We start from the raw sequence: 19,476 nt of genomic DNA on the forward strand, positions 1-19,476 counted from the left end.
TTGTTATAACTATTGTATTTCCGTTCCTTCTTTCAGGTCTTCGCGGGCATTGATGACGATTTGGTCATTGGCCCGCAAATTGCCGAACACTTCCGTCAAATCCCCCGATTGCTGACCGCGCCGCACATCGACGTACTGCGCCCGGCCGTCAATCACCCGAATCACGTACTGACGCTCCGTAGAAGCTACCACCGACGTAAGCGGCACCGCCAACGCACCAGTGGTGCCTTCTGAGTCCAGAATTACTTCGGCAAACATGCCCGGCTTAAATTTTCCAGCGTTATTTGCAATGTCTATTTCAACGGTTTCGGAGCGAAATTGCTCATTCATGTTTCCTGAACGACGCGTAATTTTTCCCTTAAATACCTGACCAGGCAACGCACCAACCGTAAACAAAACCGTTTTTCCATGTTTAAGCGTTATGCTGTAATTTTCTGGTATATCCAGCACGAGCCGAAGGTGATTTTGTTGTTGTAACACCATCATCGGACGCTCCATTTTAGCGCCCGACCCGACCAGCGCGCCCGGATGGACATTTCGCTCAGTAATAACGCCATCAAACGGCGCGCGTACTGTCAAGTAGGATTTGATTTTGGTAAGCGCCCTAAAGTTGGCCTCCTCACCCAGCATCGACGCGCTGTCGGCCATCATACGAGCGTTGGCGGTTTCCAAATCAAGCGCCGAGACCGAGCCCGCCACTCTGCTACTCGCCTTCAAGCGACGGTAATGCTCCCGACTAGCCACCAGTAGTGCATTGGCTTTCAGAGCATTAGAACGAGCTACTGCCAACCTCTCTTCAGATTCTGGCGAATCCAAGACCATGAGTATTTGGCCTTTTTTCACAAAAGAACCCCGGTCAACCAACACCTGCTCCACAAATCCGTCGGCCTTGGGATAAATATTTACCTCCTGAAAAGCCTTAAATTCGCCCGGAAGTCGAAATGTCTGCCCCACTTTTTGCGGAACGGCTTTTCCAATTTGGAATTTGGGTCGGTCGGTCGGTGATTTTTTGGTCTTCTTTTCAGCCGTCTCTGAAGACGAACAGCCCGTCAGGGTGACCGAAACGACCAGCGCGGCAAGACCGCTGAATACGATTGTTTTCATATTTCTTTATGAACTAAATGATGGATTTCAAGGGACTCTTCTTCAAAAATGGGATGCGTGACGGGCTCCTCTTCGGGCAAAAGGGATGGGTTTTGGAAGTTGGAACTACCCTGCAACCAAGCATATACCTGCGGAACGATGTACAAAGCCGCAATCGTTGACGCAATCAAGCCCCCAATCACGGCCCGCCCCAACGGAGCCACCTGCTCGCCCGCATCGCCCGTACCAAGTGCCATCGGCACCATGCCTGCTATCATGGCAAAACTCGTCATCAGCACAGGGCGCAGGCGGATACCCACACTTTCAATGGCGGCCTTACGGGCGTCGCGGTACTCCCACCGAAGCTGCTCGGCATTGGTCACAATCAAAATAGCGTTGGCAACCGAAATCCCTACCGACATAATAATCCCCATGTAAGATTGCAAATTGAGCGTACTACCCGTCAGCAACAGCAAACCAATCGCCCCGACAATCACCGCAGGAATGGTGGACAGCACCACAAATGACAACTTGAAAGACTGATAATTGGCGGCCAACAGCAGAAAAATAACCAACACAGCAATCGCCAATCCCACCTGCAAACTGTCGAGGGTTTCGACGAGCAACGACGACATCCCTTTGATTTGCGTAACAAGTCCCTTGGGTGCTTCTCCCATCCCCGCCACTACCTTCTCTACGGCCGTGGTTGCGGCCCCCAAATCGGTGTGGTGAATATTAGCAGAAACCGTCACAAACCGTCGCGGTCCCGTTCGGGCGTATTCTCCAGGCAGGGTATCCATCGAAAACGTTGCCACATCCGACAGTACTGGGCGTACCTGACCTGCCACCAACGGAATTTCCTGCAATTGGGGTAAGCTCCGCATGGCATATTCAGGAATCTGCACCTGCACTTGGTACGTGTACGCTGATTTTTGATCCAGCCACTGATTTTTTTCGGTAAATCGACTCGAAGACGTTGACGCCGTGATAGACCGGGCTACCTGCTGAATGTTGAGCCCCATCATAGCTAGTTTTTGTCGGTCGAGTTTGATATTGATGACGGGAAACTTGAGGGGCTGAATAATTCGCACATCCCGCAAAAAAGGCACCTCCGCCAAACCGCTCACGAGTTGATTGGCGTAACTTTCAATTTGGGCCATGTCCCGACCAGCCACCTGCACTTCGATGGGCGTGTACGCGCCCTGACTCATGAGTTTTTCGGTCAGGTCGGCGGGCTCAAAGGAAAGCGTGATGCCGGGCATTTGTTCTTTTACCGCCTCACGCAAGCGTTCTTTAAAATCTTGCATATTGGCATGGTATTCTTTTGCCAAGGCTACTTTAATCACCGCATCGTTGGAGCCGCTCGTGCTGACGTACAGGTTGGTGGTGGCATAGTTGGTAGGCACCACGCCCACGTAAGCCGAAGAGACAGCCAGATTCCCCTCGGCCACTTCATTGACCAAATTCAGGAGTTCTTTTACCCTTTCTTCGGTGCGTTCGAGGCGGGTGCCGTCGGGGGTTTTCATCCGAATCACCATCTGACCAGAATTAATTTGTGGCAAAATGTCTTTACCGATATAGACAAATCCAACGCCCGCCAAAACGAAAATAATCAAAAGATATATACTGACAATCAGCCTATTTCGTCGCATCAGTCGGCTAGTTTGTTGCACAAATCCGTCGCGCATCCATTCAAAATACGACGTCTTTTGTTTGATATTAACTTTGTGTTCGGAAACATGAGGGTGGCTTTTCATGAGGCGGTTGGCCAAAATCGGCACCAGACTTTGGGCCAAAAAATAAGAGACCGTCATGGCAAATCCAATGGAAAGTGATAGCGGTAGAAACATAGCTTTCGGTACGCCTGACATCAAAAAAGATGGAGCAAAAACGGCCAGAATGCACAATAAAATCAGCAAAAGAGGCAAGGCAACCTCCCGACAGGCATCGTACACGGCTAGTTTTTTGGGTTTCCCCATTTCCAAATGTTGATGAATATTTTCAATGGTCACCGTGGCCTGGTCTACCAGAATACCAATGGCCAACGACAGCCCCGACAACGTCATGATGTTGATGGTTTGTCCCGCCAAATTCAGCAGTAGTACCGCCGCAATAATCGAGACTGGAATCGTGATGATCACAATCAAAGAACTACGCCAATCACCCAAAAAAAGCAATACCATCAGGCCCGTCAAAATGGCCCCAAGCGCCCCTTCAAAAATCAGGCTTTTAACCGCATTAATCACAAAAATGGATTGGTCAAATTCGTAGGAAACCTCGATATCTTCGGGAAGGAGGCTGCGCATTTCGGGCAATTTTGCCTTCAGTCGAGTCACCACATCCCAGGTTGAAGCGTCGGCCGTTTTGACCACCGGAATATAAGAAGAACGGTTGCCGTTGACCAACGCATAGCCCGCCGTTACGTCAGAACCATCGGAGACCGTCGCCAAATCTCGTAGAAAAATGGTGCGGTGGCCCTTGGTGCTGATGGAAATCTGATTAAAATCTTCGACTTTTTCTTCAAGTGAATTGAGGGTGGTAATGTAAGTTCGGTTTTCGACGCGAATATTCCCCGAGGGCGTCATGACGTTATTGGCCGCCAAAGCCTCGACCACTTCATCGGGCGATACGTTCAGGCTCCGGATTTTATCGGGGTCAAGGTTAATCACAACCGTCCGCGAGTTGGTTCCAATCGGTGGCGGAGCCGTAAGGCCCGGAATAGTCGAAAACAGCGGTCGAATACGCGTGACGGCCAATTCGTGAATCTCCTTGAGCGCGCGTGTTTTGCTGCTGAAAACCAAATCGCCGATGGGCACCGAGGACGCATCGTAGCGTACCACTTGCGGTGGCAACGCCCCCGGCGGAAAAAATTTCATGGCCCTGTTGACCTGAATCGCCACTTCGGCGGCTGCCTGCGCCATGTCAGACCCTTCATAAAAAGCCAGCTTTACGATGGTAAGCCCCTGCACGCTGCGGCTCTGGATTTCTTTGATACCCGAAATGTACAGAAATTGGTCTTGCATTCTGGTCGCAAAAAAACCTTCCATCTGCGCTGGTGACATGCCCCCGTAAGGCTCAATCACGTAAATAACGGGGGAATTTAGCCGGGGAAATATATCAATCGGAATTTTGGTGGCCGATAAAACAGAGAACACGACAAGCCCCCCAATCAGCACCAAAGCCGAAAGCGGACGTTTTAACGATGTGGACAAGAGCGACATAAATACAATGGGTGGTTAAGGGGGTACTACCGACGAAAAAGGGCGAAAAACGCCTCGAAATTATTGGTGGCTAAAGCTTTTTGGAGTTGCACCCTCAGGGCACGGCTTTGGGTTATTACAACGTCTTTTTCCACCGAAGTAAGCAGTTGCAGGGCATCCGTTAACCCCAAAATATTTTCTAATCCATTATGATACCGGGAAAGCCGTTGGTTATAAGCCGCCGTAGCCGACTGCAATGAAAGGGGCAGTTCCTTTAGTTCGAGTTGTAAAACATAAAGCATCGCCTCCGAAGCATTTAGGGCATTTTTAAGTTGCAGTTGCTCCGCCGCCAGTTGATTGGTCGCTTCTTTTACCCGAAACTGTTGCAACTGAATACGATGGGAAGAACGACGAAAATCCGTCAAGTTGACGGTCATTGCCGCCCCGATCAGAACGTTGGTCCGGCTGTAAAGCAGCCCGTTGCCCAAAGGTCCATAGTTATTTTCAACGTTAATGCTAGAACCTCGCGCCCAAGTCGCCGTCAGCAGTGAAACCCTCGGAAGGGCGGCTTTACGAATCACATCAATTTCTGCCGAGCGATATTTGGCCAAATAATCACGGTATTTCAGCAGTGGATGGTCATTGGTGGGTTCAGAATAAAGAGGAGACAAACCCGCCGATGCCGAATGAAAAGTGGTATCAATTTGCATTTGCTCGACGGGGCGCCCTGTGAGCGTGGCGAGTTGATTGGCGGCCTGTCGATAATCTTCCAGCACCTGCCAATAGCCGAGTTTAGCTTTGGAAAACTGCACCGAAACCAGCGACGAATCAAGCCCAGGTTTGATGCCATTACGCACCAAGTTAACGGTGATTCGACGAACGGTATCCACGCGGGCCATGTTTCCTTGCTCAATTTTCAAGAGTTGATGCAGGCGAAGCAAATCTAAATAGGTAGTAATGACGAGTTGGCGAAGTCCAAATTTTTCCCGTTCCAGCGCAGATTCACCAACGGCAATATCGGTGCGGGCAAGCTGATCTTCGGCCTTAAAACGCCCGAAATTATACACTTCCCAGTCCATGGAAGCCAGCGCAATATTGCCCGAAGCCAAATCCATTCGGTTTTCCGTCCGTCGCCCGCCCGAAGTAGGCACGATTAACCCCAGCGAAAAATACGAGCCCGAATGACCGTTAGCCGTTCCGACATCTATCTGGTCGTGGAGACGAACATTGGGCAGACGATTGTCGCGCACCACCTGGGCATTTGCCCGAATAGCCTCCAGCGCCGAGCGTTGCGCCGCCAGCGTCGGATAATTAGAAAAGGTTGCTTCAATGGCTCTTTCCATCGTCAATACCTGAGCAAACAGGCAAGTATGACTCACTAAAATCAAGGCAATCAAGGAGGAGTTACGACGGGCAAAAAACATCATTTGTACAATAAATTAAGAAATGGGTGGAGGTGTCGTTTCACCCTTCAAAATAACCACCACGCTCATTAAAGACTCATTAGTGATTTATTAGAATTTGATTAGAAACCCAAATCAAGTCGTTTAATGGTTACTTTAGTGGTAGAATTAGCCATTCAAAAGTGTTTTTAGCGTGTTATGAATGTATTATTGGTTGAAGATGACGTCGAACTGGCCCAGTTCATTCAGAAGGGTTTACAGTCGGAAGGCATACCTGTTTCGATGGCCTACGACGGAATCATAGGGCGCAGTTTAGTCAATGAGCATAGCTATGATGTGGTGGTGCTGGATGTAAATATTCCGGGCCTTAATGGGTATGATTTGTGCCGTTTTATCAAACAAAACTGGCCTGCGATTCCAGTGATATTATTAACGGCGCTGGGGAGCCTTGACAACAAAGTACTGGGGTTTGAATCGGGTGCCGATGATTATCTCACCAAACCTTTTGCCTTCAAAGAGCTGGTATTCAGACTAAAAGCCCTTGCAAGGCGGCATTCTTCCCGCCCACTGCTTCCCAAACGGCTGACTCTGCTGGACTTGGAACTAGACACACAATCGCATCAGGTTTGGCGGGCAGGGCAGCGCATTACACTGACCGCACGGGAGTACGCCTTACTTGAGTACCTGTTGGTGAATCAGGGGCGCGTGGTGAGTCGAGTGAGCATTCAAGAAAATGTTTGGGATGTACATTTTAATACCAATACCAACGTGGTAGACGTGTATATCAATTACCTACGTCGAAAAATAGACACCGTAGAGCCAAAACTCGTACATACCGTTTTTGGGGTTGGATACATGATTGGGGCTGAGCCATGAGCATCAAAGAAAAAGTAACGATTGCGTTTGGGTTATTGGTAGCCACGATACTCGTGCTGTTTTCTTTTTTTATTTTTGAAGCTTACGAATCGTACCGACGTTCAATGATGCGCACCCGGCTGCAACGTCGCGCACTTTCTGCCCAGACCTATTTTCTGAATCGCAGTGAATTTCACCGATTCAGCTTTCTGATTTTACCCGAGCAAAAAGAAATGATTTTTGACGTAGAAAATCAGCTCATTTACTCTTCCACGGGTCCGCACGACTATGTACCGACCAAAGACCTGCTCCGCGAAGCCCGCCGCAAAGAGATGTATTTTACCTACAAAACACCCGAATGGCCATCGCCTAAAGAAGGTGTTGCGCTGTCTTTTAATTACCAAAACAGAAATTATGTAGTCGTCGTAACGGCTTATGACCTCAACGGGCACCAGACCAGTACTAACTTATTTGCCATCCTTTTGGGCGGCAACATTTTATCATTGGCCGTAATTATATTAGCAGGCTTTTTGTTTGCTCGGCGGGCCATGCAGCCGTTCGACCGCTTAATCAGTCAGATAAATACCGCTACCGTCAACGATTTTTCATTTCGACTATCCTTTAAAACCGAGCCCGACGAAGCAAGTTACTTGGCCGGGTCGTTCAATCAACTATTGAGTCGGCTGCAAAAATTGGCCGTCAGCCATGAGCACTTTATTGGGTATGCCTCCCACGAAATCCGCACACCGCTGACGGTCGTAAAGGGAATGTTGGAAACGGGCTTGGCCTACGACCAAACCCCCGAAGCTACCCGCGAGAGCATGGCAAAAGCACTACTCCGGCTAGAGGATGCCATTGAACTGGCCAATTCGCTCCTGCACCTGACGGAGGTCGAAGGGCTGAACCCTAATCGACTCATGGAAGATGTCAATCCAGTAGATACAATTTTGGACACCGTAAGTTATTTTCAGGAAAAGTACCCACATCAACAAATTGACTTGCAACTGACCGAAGTATTTATTGAAAACAGCCCGCGCATTAAGGTCGTCGGCAATAACAGTTTGTTGCGTACGGCCTTGATTAATATTATTGACAACGCCTGCAAATATTCTAATTTTAAGCCTGTACAAGCAGTCATCACCTGTCAACCATTTTGGGTAATTATTGACATTATTGACCGAGGTATCGGCATCCCCGACGCCCGGCTTTCAGAGGTCTTTTTGCCCATGATGCGGGCCGAGAATGTAGGAACGATAAAAGGTTTTGGGCTAGGCCTGACCTTGGCCGAAAAAATCATTACCATTCATCGGGGTGTGCTCAATATCCAATCTGTCCCCAATGAAGGCACAACCGTTTCGATCCGTTTGCCAGCTATCTCAATATAAAATACTTCCTATCGAATATCCCAAAAAAACATGACCCGCTCTCAAAGAGAACGGGTCATGCAACAACTTTACCCTACTTGAATAAATCTTCAAAAACCGCTTTCACGGCTCACTTTATCTTTCATAACATTGAGTTGACTAGAGAATACAGGAACACACTTGTTGCTGAATTCTTTAGACTACGGTAGCAAAGTAACATAAACTTTTATTCATTTTTATCCCTAAAAGCCGTGAATCCTACCTATTCACCGGTGAATCCTACCTATTCGCCCGCGAAATTAACCTATTGACGGGTGAATTTGCCGGTCAAAATATACCTCATAATTGTGAATCTTTAGAAAATCGGGGCACTCTCTTGGAAGAATGATGCTTTCAGTATCCCGACAACGATACCTGAGTAGGCGCTTGACGAATGAGGTCTTTTCGTTGATAAATTCGAACGCTGTCAATTTCTTTGACGAAAGAATAATCTCTTGCTACCATACGATACAATGCTAGATAGGATTCATGCCGCTGCGATTTTAGCGTAAACATCAAATTGTTAGGACCTACGGCATCCAAGAACAAAGCGGGTTGGTTTTCTTGAAGATTCCGAATGTATTTTTCAAGGTATACCGCCTGAAACGAATTTTTCATAATACTGCGTTGAGAATGCGTTTCCGCCGTTCCCTGCCGCCTTTGACTTTCAACGTATAAACGACAGTTCCAACCCCACACGGCTATGCAATCTGTCGGCTTAGTGGCCTGTTGAATCCATTCGGCAACGGCTGATTTCTGCAATCGGGCATAACGTGGAAAAACCGCGAGGTAAGGATTAATCCTGAAGGCTACCGAAGCCCCGCGCCCTACCTCATTGTTACTCATTGGCGGATAGGTCACTAACGCCACACTGTAAGTACTGAAATAGCCGTACAGTGTAAACCGCAGAAAAATAAAGAAGAATATCGTCGCCATAAACACCCGAGTTGGCCACCTGTTTTCGGGCGACCCATTCTCTTTTAGCAGCGGCGAAAGACAAACGTTGAGTACCCAGCCCAAAGGAAAAACGGCAAAAAGCAGGTAATGACTAAATTGCGTTTCGGGTTTAAACACCGCAAACAGAGACAGCCCCAATGTAACCACCGCCATGACCGAAATCCATTTATAACTCTCCGTTTTATTGATAAAAGGATTGGCCTTAAAAAAGCGGAGCAGTAACAACGGCGCAATCAGTGCAAAGAGCGCAAGAATATCCAGATGGTGCGCTAAATAAGTTGGCAGGGCAATGAACCTCTCCAAGAGCGAATGGGGCAGCATCGTTGAATATTGGTTCAATTCTTCGTAGCCAATCAAATTTGCCAGCAAATAGTAGGTATAAAAGTCATCCAGTACGCCATAGCGGGCGCATAGCATTAGAATGATACCAATACTGCTCACGCCGCCGCCCATCAACGTGAAAAGGGCCCTGTAGTTGAACCGCTGAAATTGAATCAGAAAAAAGGCAAGAACCAATAACGGACCCGCAATAACAGGCAAAGCCTGCAACTTGCAAAACGGAACCAACCCCGCCATAAAGCCCATCAGGTATAAGTCAATCAGTGATCGTTTTGCGCCACTCATCCATAAACAGGCAATATAGAAGCAAGCCGTCAGTAAGGGCAGAGCGGCCAATTCACTGCTGTAATGCAGAAAATCAGACCAGGTGGTCCAACCAAAAAAAACGGCAACCGCCAAGGAGCTCAAACGAGTGGCAATTGGCTTGGAGATAAGTTGGAGACTGCGATAAAAAAAGTAAAAAGCAACTAAAATCAATCCCAATGCGGTGATGCGGGCCGCCGTATAATCCAGCGGAATTCCCAAAACGGCGGGCAACAAAAGTACATAACTGTTGAGCGGGCCAGAAGTGGTTCCGTCTACCGACGACCAAAAGATGGGTTTTTGACTTAGCGTAATTGCCTGCGCCATCATCTGGCTTTCATCTGGGTTGAGTTCTTCATTGAACCCAATACTGGGAATCCGGAGAAATATAATCATCAGAACAAGCAGCCAAAAATGACTTTTCTCGGGCATTTTGGCGGTATAATCAGGCACAATGCCCGAGGTAATCCCCAAAACAATGAGTAAAACAGATCCGATTGAATAATAAATTAATGGCCAATCCTCAAAAAACCAATCCATTCCATCATGTACCATTCATTCTATTTAAATAAGGGGAGTGTGGATATTTATGGCCTAATAATCAACCATAAAGTGCAGATTATCATATTTTTAGCCCTTTATGCCGTAAAATGTCACGTAATTTGAGTTAAAATTGGGGATAATCAACGTAGAAAACGTTATACATCTATTGCGTTTTCTTACATAAATCGCAGGTTTTACCACCTCATTAAGAAGCTCGGAGATTATGACCTCTTGACAAAATCAACACTTTTAATTTACTTTGTAAACAAAAGTACTTTTTAATAAACTATTTACATTTACCTGCTGGTTCTGATTGTAGAGACGAAAACAAATCTAAATTCATCAAAATGGAATACTTTGCAGCGCCTGATTCCATCGTCCGGAAAATCTGGGGTAAAGCCGACACAATCCTATTTATCTTTGCGGGCGCCTCGGCCGAATTTGCGTTAAACAAGGCCGTAGATTGGCTTTACTTCACAGGTAAACTCCCCTCCGACCCGCTGGGGCGTTTATTTTCGACCGTTTCGTACGCTCGTCAAATCGTTTTTTCGGAGTACAGCGAGGCCATTTTTGCCATTGACAAAATCGCCGCTATTCATCAGGGCGTTGAGCAAAAACGGGGTACTCAAATTCCCGATTGGGCCTACCGCGACGTCCTTTTTATGCTCATTGATTATTCCATTCGGTCGTTTGAGTTATTGGAGCGAAAATTAACCCCGCCAGAAAAAGAGGAGGTATTTGAGGTATTTTACCGCGTAGGCGCAAGAATGGGCATTAAAGGCTTACCCGTCCATTTTGATGAATGGCAAAAAATGCGCGATGAACACATCCAAGAAAACTTACTATCAAGCCATTTTACCCTTGACCTTTACCGGCAGTACGAGAAACATTTAGGTTCATTTCGATTTTTTTTGCTCAAACAAGCGCAAATTTTGGTCGTTCCTACAAGGGTAAATAAGCTTCTTAGACTCGGAAAATTCCCCATTTTTGCGTCGGCAATTGGTACCTACAAGCTTCTGAGATTACTAAAAGTAGAGAACTACCTGAAAAATGTGATTTTGCCAGAGGCTTACAAGCCACAAATTGCCGCATTGGACGTTGTATAATATCAAGCTGAAATATTAAAACATCTTCAACAAAGTGGACGTTAATTCATGTAAATGCTAAATTACAGGAACGGTTTTATTTGAGTTGGGTTTATATCTACACTATGATTGATATTATGTTGATGTTGCAGCGAATATTTCTGCTTTTTTTGATGGGCTTTTTTGGATTGAGCGCCCCCCTATTGGGGCAGGATAGTCGGTTCAAAAGTTTTATAAAAAAAACAATATCAGACACTACCGCACCCGGCAAACCAAGTTATCGGTTTTATCCTACGCTGGCTTACGCGCCCGAAACTAGCTTTGAGTTTGGGGTATCTTCCCTCCTGCTTTTCCAGGCCAAAAATGATACACTCAACCGCCTTAGTGAAGTGCAGGCATTTGGCTTTGTCACGATGAATGGGCAATATGGGTTGTGGATAGATAATGCCATTTACGGAGACCAAGACAATTGGTTTTTGCTAGGCCGAATGCGCTTCCAGAAATTTCCGCTTCTATACTATGGCATCGGGCCCTCGCCTTCCGCCAAAGAGCCTGCATTGATCGACGCCAACTATCTTTTATTCCGCCAAAGGGTTTTAAGAAAAATCATTCCCAATCTTTTTATCGGACCCGAAATAGATTATCAGCAGCTGTATAATACCGCGTTTAAACAGCCCGAAAATCATCTCTATGACAAACCCTTAGGCACCAACGGAACCATTAATGTGGGGCTGGGAGCGGCGTTGGTGTATGACAACCGTCACAACGTGCTGAATGTCAGAAAAGGGCTTTTTGGTGAGCTCTCTTTCCTTCAATATCATCCCCGCATTGGCAGTCAATATACATTTCATGGAGTCAATCTGGATGTACGTTCCTACCATCCGACCAGCCCACGCAATGTGCTGGCTTGGCAGGTATATGGAAATTTTTACGGGGGCAACATTCCCTTCAACCAACTCGCATTGATGGGTGGAGAAATGATTATGCGGGGCTATTATTCAGGTCGTTACCGAGACAAAAACATGATAGCAGCTCAGGTGGAGCACCGCTGGTTGCCCTTCGGTTTTAGCAAACGATTTGGGGCCGCTGCTTTTGCGGGAGCGGCCGTCGTAGCCCCCAAAATCAGCGAATTCTCTACCCAATATATCCGCCCTACTGCTGGCGTCGGACTGCGTTATTTGCTCTTCCCAAGGCGAGATATTTATGTCCGATTAGACGTCGGGTTCTCCGAAGACGGCCCCAACTTTTATCTGTTTACGGGTGAGGCATTCTGAGAGTGTAGTAATGGGGTTAAGAGTCTTCTAAGAAATGTTACTTAAGCCCAATTAGGGCTTAAAAAGGGGCCTTTAAACCCCTTTCTGGGAGTTTAAAAAAATAAAAGTGTAAGTAAAGTAATACTTACATCACTCTTTTCCCTTTTAAAAGCATCACAATATTTATTACTGTCTTCATACCAACGTTAAGAATGCGATTATTGTTTCTTTCTCTTGCCCTTATGGCGGTCATTTTAAGACTTAATGCCCAGAATGTTACCATCACTCCCACTGGGGTTACACCCTCATTTAACTACCCACGCCTCACGTATGATGCCATTTTGGCCCTATCTGGGCCAATGGAAGGCGATTTAGCGTACGACCTTACCTTTAAATGCCTTCGTGTTTATAATGGAAGTAAGTGGGTATGTACACTGTCCAATGCTTCTGACATTAGTCCTAACATCACCTCAATTGCCTCTGCCGGTGGAAATGGCTATGACATAGGTCACAGTATCGCGGTCGATAACGCGGGCAATGTATACATCACAGGACAATTTGAAGGAACTGGAGCCGCAAAACTCTAACGTAAGAGGTGTTCACGGAGATACCACTCAGGAAGACCCGCTCGATCTAATCATCAAAAGTTTTAATGAACGATGGTTTCAGGGATGGGATTTAACGCCCGAAGAACAGCGAGTGAAGTTTGTCACCCTCGCGCAAAGCATTCAAGCGCACCCCGATTTCAAAGACAAGTATTCTGAGAATCAGGACTCCCAAAACCGAGAAATAGCGTTCAGGAAAATCTTTGACGAAGTAATGGCCAAGCAACGCAAATCCGAGCTCGACCTGTATCGCCTCATCTCCAAAGACGATGCCTTCAAAACCGCCATGCAGGATACTTTAAAAAGGATGATACGCCCTTAATCAAAAAGTAATGGACATAGACTTCTCCGATCTTATTTCCGAAAGAGTAAAAGACCTAAAAGCAAGAATCACAAGGATTGAAGACACGGCAGCGCAACTCAAACTTTCCGGACCTATTGAATTTTTAGTCTCCGATATTCAACCTCTTTCGCCCAAAACGGGCATTTCCATCGGAGTTGAGCCACTTGAAGCAATGGCAAATCTTGCCTTAGCTAAGGCATCCTTTGTTTACATTTATGAGTTAGTTAATCCCGAAGACAAAAAACTGCTTTCAGAAAACTATAACGCAAGCAGGGGCAAACTATTTCAGAATGAAAGCAGGAAGGTGTTTACATTGGCATTGCCCAAAAAGAACACCGGTAATGAAAGTGAATCGAAGGCATTGTACGTAGGCAGCGTTAAATCCAACATTGCTTCCCGTATCAAGCAACATTTGGGAAATGGGTATCACGGTACCTATGCCATGCACCTAAAACATTGGGCTTCGCCGGATATAAAATTGAGGTTCTATTACATCCAGCTGGATGACTCCAAAATAACCTACGAAGTAGAGGCTGCGCTTACAAAAATGCTTAAACCGCTTTTAGGTAAAGCTGAAGTGTAGAAGGCTAATAAATTAAGCATTGCTAATATTTTGTTAACTTTGTAGACTTAATCAAGCACTACGATCATGGCAACGACCCAAACATCACCATTGAAGCTCAACGAAGCGCAAATGCTGATACTTCAGCTCTTCCAGCATCGACAGATGAATGAGGAAGAATTAACAGCGCTGCGTCGTACTTTGGTTCAGCATTTAAGCAAAGAGTTAGACATTGTAGTGGAAAAAGCTATGCAGGAAAAAGGCATAACGATGGAAAAAATTGAGCAGTCTTCAGTAGAGATAAACGAACATCGAGGCAATTATCTAAAAAAAATCAGGGGTCAGCAATGATTAAAGCCGTTATTGACACCAATGGATTATTGAGTTCAATTCCCAAAAACGGTTCTCTCCGATGGCTTTATGATGCTTTCATACGAGAAGAATTTGTCTGGGTCTTCAGTAATGAAATCATTTCGGAATATGCTGAGATTATCAACCGCGAATTTGGACCACAGGCAATGGAAATCGTGTTTTCTATCCTTCTAACTTCTGTGAATACCCAACGCTACGAACCTTCTTATAAATGGCAACTGGTTTTCGATGACCCTGACGATGATAAATTTGTGGATTGTGCCATTGGTGCCAATGTAGATTATCGGGTCACCAACGACAGGCATATACGTAATCTTCTCAAAATCCCTGAACTCTTTCCTCCTATTCCGATTGTTACCTTTGAGGAATTTCGTACGGTTTTAAACAACCAGTAACTTATAGTATTTCTTTCATTAACTCATCAATACAGTTTTGATGATTCAGCCCCATTTTTGTACGTTCTGTAACAATGATTTTTGAATTTCCGTAGACAGCCGTTGCCTGAATAAAACCCGAAGGACACGCTTCATAGTGAATACCTGCTTTTTCAAAAATTGGCTTAGCCCACGTCTCCAGATTGGTAAACAGGATGACATTTTGGGGTTGAAGGCAGTTAAGGTCTGCAACGAATAGTGCAGCGGCATATTCCTGCGCTTTTATCTCATTTCCATCAGGATTCCAGCCTTTTTGCGGTGCAATTTTCATCAAATTGCTCCAGGCTATTACCTCATTCCAATTTTTGTCCGTCTTCCCGTATTTTTGTTTGACCAGTTTGTAGGTGACATTCCAAAAGAAGGAGCGAAAAAGTCCTGATTTTGTCCAGTTTGTATTGACCCAGTTCAAGGGACAATCTTCTCCTTCGGCCTGCGACTCCTCAAACGCCAATTTTATATGAGCATCCAACACATGCTCATCATCTCCGATAGTAAATCCGGAAGGCAGCCATTCGTTTACGGCCTGTCCTACCACCAACAAATGCTTTCCCTGAGCATATTCCTTCCCGATCATGGGATAAAAGGCAGTGTATTCTTTCTCCTGATTGTGTACTGCCTTCGTAAAAGCCAATATATTTTCTCTAAAAAGTCGGTCGTATTCAGGAGTCATAGGGAAGGAAAAAACGATCAAAAATCAAGAATCTTAAAAACCTGCGCAAGCGCAGAAATAGGAGCAGATTTGAAAAATTAAAAGGCTGTAAATCAGGGATTTACAGCCTTTTCGCAGAGAGAGAGGGATTCGAACCCCCGGACCTGTAACAGTCAACGGTTTTCAAGACCGCCGCATTCGACCACTCTGCCATCTCTCTAAAACTTCCCAGAACCATTGTTTTGGGACTGCAAAGGTAGCTGTTTTTCGTGGTTTGTCAAGTCTTTTTACCAAAAAAATTAACGAAATAATGTAAAAAAACTTCGCTTTAAGAATGAAAATACAGCAATATTTTGATTTTCAAATACTTATATTTACCCAAGCGCCTGGGCTAAATCTGCAATTAAATCATCAACGTGCTCTAATCCGACTGAAATACGCAGTAAATTCTTCGGACTAACCGAATGAACGCCCTCGGCCGTGGCCCGGTGTTCAATCAAACTTTCTACGCCTCCCAAGCTCGTCGCCCGGATAAACACCTTTACTTTGCTCTTAACGGCCAAGGCTTCTTCTGCGCCGCCTTTTACCTGAATCGACAACATCCCCCCACCCGATGCCATCTGGCGCTTGGCTACTTCGTACCCAGCGTGGCTTTCCAAAAAAGGATAATGAACGGCTTCTAATTTGGGATGGGTACTCAAATATTCCGCCAGTTTAGCGGCATTTTCTGATTGCTGCCGCACCCGAAGCGCCAAGGTTTTAATGCCACGGACAATCAGCCAACAATCAAAAGGCGACGGTACCGCCCCTCCCAAGGCCTGAATCATCCGGGCTTTTTCGGCCAACGCACCATTTTCCTTAAAAATCAGGGCTCCACTCAACAAATCGCTATGACCACCAAAATACTTCGTGGCCGAATGCATCGACACATCACACCCCAAATCAAGCGGGCGTTGCAACACCGAAGTAGCCCATGTATTGTCGCAGGCTGAATACGCCCCTTTGGCCCGCGCCAGTGCAGCCACGGCCTTTACATCCGTAATTTTCAATAAAGGATTGGAGGGCGTTTCCATCCAAACCAACTTCGTATTGGGCTGAAATGCCCCTTCTACCGCCGCTAAGTCACTCATATCGACCTTCGAAAATTGAAGTCCCCACAAACTCAGCACGTCCTGCAACAACGCTGGCGTGCCATAATACGCGTCGTCAGGAATGATGACGTGGTCGCCGGGAAGCAGGCATTGAAACAAGGTGGTCGTCGCGGCCTGTCCCGACGCAAATGCCATTCCTACCTGTCCACCTTCCAGCGCGGCATACGCTTTTTCCAGGGCATTACGGTTGGGATTGCTGGCCCGAGTATAAATATGTCCGTGCGGAATACTGCTGTCAGGCTCCCGCTCAAAGTTCGTGGAAAGATAAATGGGGGGTACGACCGCACTCGCATTGGCGTCGTGAAATTGAGTACTCTGAATGGCAAGTGTTTCGAAATTCATAGATTTTTGGGCATTGGTATGTTAAATCCAGTAAGTACCTTGGAGCTTAGCACCTTTTTTATTCTTAACTCCTTTTTTCATTTATCCGTTTTCCATCAGGCCATTTTCTGGAAAAAATTTCTATTTTAATGGGTTAAACACAATTTTACACCAATTCTTTTTGAAACAAAAATTAGTTGTGTAGGTTTGCAATTAGTATGCAAGCAGAATAAATTGCGTAACCATCAGCAAATTTACTTTCAAAACGTAATAAAAAGAACCGATTCATGCCTTTTGAAACCTTTTCCCTGACCATAGAAAATTACGTGGCGCAGGTGGTTTTTAACCGCCCCGAACGCGCCAATGCTCTCAACCAAACAGCATGGCAAGAAATGAAGGCCATTTTTGAGGAATTGGACGAAAATGAGGACGTCAGGATAATCATTTTAAGGGGCAACGGCCGACATTTTTGCGCGGGTATTGATTTAGAACTATTGATGCAAGTAGCGCAATCTGCACAAAAATGCGAAGGGCGGAAGCGCGAAAAACTGCGCCGGCAAGTGCTTGATTTACAAGCCCCCATCAATGCCATTGAGCAGTGTAGCAAACCCGTGGTAGCTGCCATCCACGGCGGGTGCATCGGCGGCGGGGTCGACATCGTCAGTGCGTGCGATATGCGCTACTGCACCCACGACGCTTTTTTTACCATCAAAGAAATCGACATGGGCATGGTGGCCGATTTAGGTACTTTGCAGCGACTGCCCAAAATTATCCCACCAGGTATTGCGCGCGAAATGGCCTATACAGGACGAAATGTATCGGGCCAAGAAGCCGAACGAATCGGCCTAACCAATCGTAGTTTTGTCGATGTCGACACCATGCTGGCCGAAGTGATGAAAATTGCTCAGGTCATTGCTACCAAATCTCCGCTTTCCATTCGGGGCACCAAAGCCATCCTGAACCATAGCCGCGACCACTCCGTGGCCGATGGATTGGAGTACATGGCCACTTGGAACGCCGCCATGCTCCTCTCTGACGACCTCACGGAAGCCTTCCAAGCCAAAATGCAAAAACGCGACGCTGTGTTTCGGTAAAAGACACCAGAAGTAGGAAGTATGAGGTAGGAAGTATGAGGTAGGAAGTATGAGGTAGGAAGTATGAGGTAGGAAGTAAAAAATCAGAACTTCAAATTTTATAAAATCGTCATTTAAAAACTCCTGAACCAATGAATTTTTCTCAACCCATGCTACGCGACGGGTCGCTTGCGGGCAAAACCATCATCGTAACGGGCGGCGGCACGGGCCTTGGCAAATCCATGGCCAAATATTTTCTCGAATTGGGGGCCAACGTCGTAATATGCAGCCGTCGTTTGGCCATTTTGGAAGCAACCGCCCAAGAATTGACCGAAGCCACGGGCGGACAAGTACTACCCGCCGAGTGTGACGTGCGCAAACCCGAACAAATAGAAGCCGTCATTGAAGCGGCCATTGCGCGTTTTGGCGCGGTGCATGGGTTGGTCAATAACTCTGCTGGAAATTTTATCAGTCCTACCGAGCGCCTTTCGTACAAAGCCATTGATACAGTCGTTGATATCGTACTGCGCGGCACGTATTATTTTACGCTCGCCATCGGTAAGTATTGGATTGATAATCAAATCAAAGGAACAATTCTCAACATCTCCACTACCTACGCTTGGACGGGTTCGGGTTGGGTAGTTCCATCCGCAATGGCCAAAGCGGGCGCCCTTGCCATGACCAAATCACTGGCCTATGAGTGGGGCAAGTACGGCATTCGACTCAATGCAATTGCCCCGGGGCCGTTTCCGACCAAAGGCGCTTGGGACCGTTTGTTTCCAAAAGAATTGGCTGAAAAATTTGCCTTTGAAAACCGTATTCCGTTGCATCGCACGGGAGAGCATCAAGAATTGGCTAATTTGGCCGCTTATCTGATGTCTGACTTTTCGGCCTACATGACGGGTGAGGTGATTACGCTCGACGGCGGAGAAGTACTTAATGGTGGCCAATTTAATTTTCTGCACGAAGTCACACCTGAGATGTGGGATGTATTGGAAGCGCAAATTAAAAATGCCAACCGAGCCAGCAAACAAGAGGGTAAAAAAGAATCGTAAAAAGCCAGAACCCGAAAATAAAAAGGCGACAAAACCACGTTCTTGCTTTTTAGAAACAAGAAAATGGATTTTGCCGCCTTTTAGTAGATGTATACCTACTTACGACGCAGTTTTGCTTCAATCGTTTGCTGGGTATGTGGTACCGCCCGCAAACGCTCTTTTGGAATCAACTTACCTGTGTCAATGCAAATACCGTAAGTGCCATTTTTGATGCGCACAAGGGCATTTTCAAGTTGAGTAATAAATTTTTGCAGGCGCGCCGCCGATTGGCTCATTTGTTCGCGTTCGCTCGTATCCACATCTTCCATCAATTTGGTCGCGGCACCTGTATTGTCAGTACCACTGTCATTTTTACGGCTCAATGTGTCTTTGATGTACGCCAATTCATTGCGCGCTGCGTCTAGTTTTTGGTTGATGATACCTTCGAACTCTTTCAGCTCTTCTTCAGAGTAACGTTTTTTGTCTTCCTGTACAGTCATATAAAAAT

The 19,476-nt window shown here is 46.3% G+C and carries 18 protein-coding genes and 1 tRNA gene; 11 read left to right on the forward strand and 8 right to left on the reverse strand.

Translation table 11 applies throughout. The features are described 5' to 3' along the window. Positions 1 to 9: 9 nt before the first annotated feature. Genes DR864_RS04810 through DR864_RS04820 form a run of 3 tightly spaced genes read right to left on the reverse strand, consistent with a single transcriptional unit; the run spans position 10 to position 5,710 of the window. Positions 10 to 1,104: an efflux RND transporter periplasmic adaptor subunit gene (locus DR864_RS04810; RefSeq protein WP_114065890.1), complete on the reverse strand. Its 1,095-nt coding sequence runs from the start codon at positions 1,102 to 1,104 to the stop codon at positions 10 to 12. After that, entirely contained in the window at positions 1,101 to 4,304 is a 3,204-nt protein-coding gene (locus DR864_RS04815; RefSeq protein ID WP_114065891.1) for an efflux RND transporter permease subunit, read from the reverse strand. The genes DR864_RS04810 and DR864_RS04815 overlap by 4 nt, the downstream gene beginning before the upstream one ends. A gap of 26 nt (positions 4,305 to 4,330) precedes the next feature. Continuing rightward, positions 4,331 to 5,710 (reverse strand): TolC family protein, encoded by a 1,380-nt coding sequence (locus DR864_RS04820; protein WP_114065892.1) that lies wholly within the window; start codon positions 5,708 to 5,710, stop codon positions 4,331 to 4,333. Between the two features lie 174 nt (positions 5,711 to 5,884). Here DR864_RS04820 and DR864_RS04825 point away from each other — a divergent pair, with 174 nt between their 5' ends. Both DR864_RS04825 and DR864_RS04830 read left to right on the forward strand, forming a co-directional pair. Continuing rightward, positions 5,885 to 6,562 (forward strand): response regulator transcription factor, encoded by a 678-nt coding sequence (locus tag DR864_RS04825; protein WP_114065893.1) that lies wholly within the window; start codon positions 5,885 to 5,887, stop codon positions 6,560 to 6,562. Next, the gene (locus DR864_RS04830) at positions 6,559 to 7,926 is read left to right on the forward strand and encodes a sensor histidine kinase (RefSeq protein ID WP_114065894.1); all 1,368 of its coding nucleotides are present in this window, start codon (positions 6,559 to 6,561) and stop codon (positions 7,924 to 7,926) included. Before DR864_RS04825 ends, DR864_RS04830 begins: the two co-directional genes overlap by 4 nt. 372 nt (positions 7,927 to 8,298) lie before the next feature. On the opposite strand, the gene DR864_RS04835 is transcribed toward DR864_RS04830, so the two are convergent. Beyond that, entirely contained in the window at positions 8,299 to 10,098 is a 1,800-nt protein-coding gene (locus tag DR864_RS04835) for a glycosyltransferase family protein (protein ID WP_162793554.1), read from the reverse strand. Positions 10,099 to 10,433: 335 nt separating this feature from the next. Between DR864_RS04835 and DR864_RS04840 the strand changes: the two genes are divergently transcribed. From DR864_RS04840 to DR864_RS04870, 7 genes are all read left to right on the forward strand, one after another. Then, complete coding sequence (locus DR864_RS04840) at positions 10,434 to 11,192, forward strand: oxygenase MpaB family protein (RefSeq protein WP_114065896.1); 759 nt, start codon at positions 10,434 to 10,436, stop codon at positions 11,190 to 11,192. A gap of 104 nt (positions 11,193 to 11,296) precedes the next feature. Then, complete coding sequence (locus DR864_RS04845) at positions 11,297 to 12,445, forward strand: BamA/TamA family outer membrane protein (RefSeq protein WP_229599520.1); 1,149 nt, start codon at positions 11,297 to 11,299, stop codon at positions 12,443 to 12,445. A 191-nt stretch (positions 12,446 to 12,636) separates the two neighbouring features. Further along, positions 12,637 to 13,011 (forward strand): SBBP repeat-containing protein, encoded by a 375-nt coding sequence (locus tag DR864_RS04850; RefSeq protein WP_114065897.1) that lies wholly within the window; start codon positions 12,637 to 12,639, stop codon positions 13,009 to 13,011. Then, the gene (locus DR864_RS04855; RefSeq protein ID WP_205319203.1) at positions 12,962 to 13,351 is read left to right on the forward strand and encodes a hypothetical protein; all 390 of its coding nucleotides are present in this window, start codon (positions 12,962 to 12,964) and stop codon (positions 13,349 to 13,351) included. The genes DR864_RS04850 and DR864_RS04855 overlap by 50 nt, the downstream gene beginning before the upstream one ends. A gap of 10 nt (positions 13,352 to 13,361) precedes the next feature. After that, positions 13,362 to 13,955, forward strand: coding sequence for a hypothetical protein (locus DR864_RS04860; protein WP_114065898.1), 594 nt, complete (start codon positions 13,362 to 13,364; stop codon positions 13,953 to 13,955). A gap of 66 nt (positions 13,956 to 14,021) precedes the next feature. Next, a complete protein-coding gene (locus tag DR864_RS04865) occupies positions 14,022 to 14,285 on the forward strand; it encodes a DUF8507 family protein (RefSeq protein ID WP_114065899.1) in 264 nt (87 codons plus the stop codon). Then, positions 14,282 to 14,701 carry a putative toxin-antitoxin system toxin component, PIN family gene (locus tag DR864_RS04870; protein WP_229599521.1) on the forward strand — a complete coding sequence of 140 codons (420 nt, stop codon included), beginning with the start codon at positions 14,282 to 14,284 and terminating at the stop codon, positions 14,699 to 14,701. Before DR864_RS04865 ends, DR864_RS04870 begins: the two co-directional genes overlap by 4 nt. Position 14,702: 1 nt before the next feature. Here the strand turns inward: DR864_RS04870 and DR864_RS04875 are convergent, their stop codons facing one another. The 3 genes from DR864_RS04875 to DR864_RS04885 all read right to left on the reverse strand — a co-directional run bounded on the left by DR864_RS04875 (position 14,703) and on the right by DR864_RS04885 (position 16,882). Next, a complete protein-coding gene (locus DR864_RS04875) occupies positions 14,703 to 15,410 on the reverse strand; it encodes a hypothetical protein (RefSeq protein ID WP_114065900.1) in 708 nt (235 codons plus the stop codon). Between the two features lie 114 nt (positions 15,411 to 15,524). Continuing rightward, a tRNA-Ser gene (locus tag DR864_RS04880) sits at positions 15,525 to 15,609 on the reverse strand. A 154-nt stretch (positions 15,610 to 15,763) separates the two neighbouring features. Then, the gene (locus tag DR864_RS04885; protein WP_114065901.1) at positions 15,764 to 16,882 is read right to left on the reverse strand and encodes a trans-sulfuration enzyme family protein; all 1,119 of its coding nucleotides are present in this window, start codon (positions 16,880 to 16,882) and stop codon (positions 15,764 to 15,766) included. 266 nt (positions 16,883 to 17,148) lie between these two features. On the opposite strand from DR864_RS04885, the gene DR864_RS04890 reads away from it, so the two are divergent. Then, positions 17,149 to 17,955, forward strand: coding sequence for a crotonase/enoyl-CoA hydratase family protein (locus DR864_RS04890; protein ID WP_114065902.1), 807 nt, complete (start codon positions 17,149 to 17,151; stop codon positions 17,953 to 17,955). Between the two features lie 131 nt (positions 17,956 to 18,086). After that, positions 18,087 to 18,989: an SDR family oxidoreductase gene (locus tag DR864_RS04895; RefSeq protein ID WP_114065903.1), complete on the forward strand. Its 903-nt coding sequence runs from the start codon at positions 18,087 to 18,089 to the stop codon at positions 18,987 to 18,989. A gap of 95 nt (positions 18,990 to 19,084) precedes the next feature. On the opposite strand, the gene DR864_RS04900 is transcribed toward DR864_RS04895, so the two are convergent. Next, a complete protein-coding gene (locus DR864_RS04900) occupies positions 19,085 to 19,468 on the reverse strand; it encodes a TraR/DksA family transcriptional regulator (RefSeq protein WP_114065904.1) in 384 nt (127 codons plus the stop codon). Positions 19,469 to 19,476 lie beyond the last annotated feature (8 nt).

The sequence above is a fragment of the Runella rosea genome (genome assembly GCF_003325355.1).
Taxonomy (GTDB): domain Bacteria; phylum Bacteroidota; class Bacteroidia; order Cytophagales; family Spirosomataceae; genus Runella; species Runella rosea.

Excerpts from the sequence above, each read along its gene's own strand:
- DR864_RS04825 (WP_114065893.1), top strand. The coding sequence starts at position 5,885 with ATGAATGTATTATTGGTTGAAGATGACGTCGAACTGGCCCAGTTCATT.
- DR864_RS04870 (WP_229599521.1), top strand. The coding sequence starts at position 14,282 with ATGATTAAAGCCGTTATTGACACCAATGGATTATTGAGTTCAATTCCC.
- DR864_RS04845 (WP_229599520.1), top strand. The coding sequence starts at position 11,297 with ATGATTGATATTATGTTGATGTTGCAGCGAATATTTCTGCTTTTTTTG.
- DR864_RS04890 (WP_114065902.1), top strand. The coding sequence starts at position 17,149 with ATGCCTTTTGAAACCTTTTCCCTGACCATAGAAAATTACGTGGCGCAG.
- DR864_RS04875 (WP_114065900.1), bottom strand. The coding sequence starts at position 15,410 with ATGACTCCTGAATACGACCGACTTTTTAGAGAAAATATATTGGCTTTT.
- DR864_RS04810 (WP_114065890.1), bottom strand. The coding sequence starts at position 1,104 with ATGAAAACAATCGTATTCAGCGGTCTTGCCGCGCTGGTCGTTTCGGTC.
- DR864_RS04900 (WP_114065904.1), bottom strand. The coding sequence starts at position 19,468 with ATGACTGTACAGGAAGACAAAAAACGTTACTCTGAAGAAGAGCTGAAA.
- DR864_RS04860 (WP_114065898.1), top strand. The coding sequence starts at position 13,362 with ATGGACATAGACTTCTCCGATCTTATTTCCGAAAGAGTAAAAGACCTA.
- DR864_RS04885 (WP_114065901.1), bottom strand. The coding sequence starts at position 16,882 with ATGAATTTCGAAACACTTGCCATTCAGAGTACTCAATTTCACGACGCC.
- DR864_RS04830 (WP_114065894.1), top strand. The coding sequence starts at position 6,559 with ATGAGCATCAAAGAAAAAGTAACGATTGCGTTTGGGTTATTGGTAGCC.
- DR864_RS04865 (WP_114065899.1), top strand. The coding sequence starts at position 14,022 with ATGGCAACGACCCAAACATCACCATTGAAGCTCAACGAAGCGCAAATG.
- DR864_RS04840 (WP_114065896.1), top strand. The coding sequence starts at position 10,434 with ATGGAATACTTTGCAGCGCCTGATTCCATCGTCCGGAAAATCTGGGGT.
- DR864_RS04855 (WP_205319203.1), top strand. The coding sequence starts at position 12,962 with ATGTATACATCACAGGACAATTTGAAGGAACTGGAGCCGCAAAACTCT.
- DR864_RS04835 (WP_162793554.1), bottom strand. The coding sequence starts at position 10,098 with ATGGTACATGATGGAATGGATTGGTTTTTTGAGGATTGGCCATTAATT.
- DR864_RS04820 (WP_114065892.1), bottom strand. The coding sequence starts at position 5,710 with ATGATGTTTTTTGCCCGTCGTAACTCCTCCTTGATTGCCTTGATTTTA.
- DR864_RS04850 (WP_114065897.1), top strand. The coding sequence starts at position 12,637 with ATGCGATTATTGTTTCTTTCTCTTGCCCTTATGGCGGTCATTTTAAGA.
- DR864_RS04815 (WP_114065891.1), bottom strand. The coding sequence starts at position 4,304 with ATGTCGCTCTTGTCCACATCGTTAAAACGTCCGCTTTCGGCTTTGGTG.
- DR864_RS04895 (WP_114065903.1), top strand. The coding sequence starts at position 18,087 with ATGAATTTTTCTCAACCCATGCTACGCGACGGGTCGCTTGCGGGCAAA.